The sequence below is a fragment of the Streptomyces pilosus genome (genome assembly GCF_014649835.1).
In the GTDB taxonomy this organism is placed as follows: domain Bacteria; phylum Actinomycetota; class Actinomycetes; order Streptomycetales; family Streptomycetaceae; genus Streptomyces; species Streptomyces pilosus.
Map to the genome: position 1 here is coordinate 1 of NZ_BMTU01000033.1, position 1,524 is coordinate 1,524.

The window sequence follows — 1,524 nt, forward strand, 5'->3', positions numbered from 1 at the left end:
TCGCACCACCCGACACGTCCAGACACTTGCCACCCACCCCCTTCACCTCACCCGCACGGGGGTCGGTGGGAGTGGTGGACTGTTTGATCCGGATGTCGCGGAAGGATGCCTCGTCGCCGTCGCCGTGGTTCTGCAGGCCGATGCGGCCCTGCCGCAGGCTCCGCGCCGGGTCGGTGTTGGTGAAGTCATTGATCTTCCGGCCGTTCAGGAAGATCTCCAGTCGCTCCCCGGTGACGCGGATCTCGTAGGTGTTCCACTCCCCCGGCGGGTTCAGCGCGGCGTCGCGCGCGGCCAGGTCGGCGGACCGGAATCCGTAGACGGCTCCCGTGGTGCGGTCGGCGGCGTCGGTGGCGTCGATCTGGATCTCGTAGCCGTTGTCCACCGCCGACCAGGGGTCGTCGGAGGCCGGGAAGCCCACGAACACACCGGAGTTGTCGTCGCCGTTCAGTTTCCAGTCCAGCTTCAGGGAGTAGTCGCCGGTGAACTCCTCGGCGTCGTACCAGAGCATGCCCAGTCCGCCGTGCGAGGTGAGGGTGCCGTCGGTCAGGGTGAAGCCGCCGGGCCCTGCCTGCTTCCAGCCGGTGGTGGAGGTCCCGTCGAACAGGGGCCGGTAGCCGGTCTCCGGGCGGCAGTCGGCGCGGGTGGTGCCGGCGGCCCAGCGGATACCGCCCAGCAGATGCCTGCGGAAGGCGGGGTCGGTGTAGGACTCCTCCGTGTGACCGCCGCCGGTGTAGAAGGCACGGCCGCCGGCGTAGTCCTTGCACCAGGCGATCGGGTGGTCGCCGGACATGGTGCCGCCGGAGTAGCTGGACTCGTCGAGCGACGCCAGGACGTGGGCGGTGGTGCGGGGGTTGGTGCGGTAGTTGTACCACTCGTCGGTGCGCTGCCAGGTGCCCCGGAGGTGGGCGGTGGCGTCGTGCGCGCGGTCCTCGACCGTGACGGTGGCGGGCTGGACGGCCGGGTGGGACTGGAAGAGGGCGCCGGCCAGTCCCTCGTAGAAGGGCCAGTCGTACTCGGTGTCGGCGGCCGCGTGGATGCCGACGTATCCGCCGCCCGCGCCGAGGTACTGCTCGAATGCGGTCTGCTGGGCGGGGCCCAGGACGTCGCCGGTGGTCGACAGGAAGACCACGGCCCGGTACTGGGCGAGGTTGGCGGTGGTGAAGGCCGCCGGGTCCTCGGTCGCGGTGACCGTGAAGTTGTTCGCCGTGCCGAGGTCGCGCAGGGCCGTGACGCCCTCGTCGATGGAGGAGTGGCGGTAGCCGGCCGTCCGGGAGAACACGAGGACGCGGTAGGCGGGGTCGGCCGCCGCGGCGGCCGCGGGCCGGGCCGTGTCGTGGGGCGCCGGTGCGGCGTCCGGCCGGGCAGCGGCCTGGGGTGTCAGGCAGAGCAGGGCGGCGGTGCACAGGGCGAGCGCCGTCCTGAGCGTGGTGCGTGTCATGGGTCGCCTCCTTCCTACGGCAGGATCCATTTCTGGTTGGGTCCGGTGTGGCAGGTCCACAGGTGGACCGGCGTCCCGTCGTTCCA

1 protein-coding gene is annotated in these 1,524 nt (G+C 71.3%); it reads right to left on the reverse strand.

Going from position 1 to position 1,524, the window contains the following annotated elements:
• Positions 1-1,438: ThuA domain-containing protein (locus IE118_RS33755; protein ID WP_189561919.1), on the reverse strand; the 1,438-nt coding region annotated here is incomplete at its 3' end.
• Positions 1,439-1,524 lie beyond the last annotated feature (86 nt).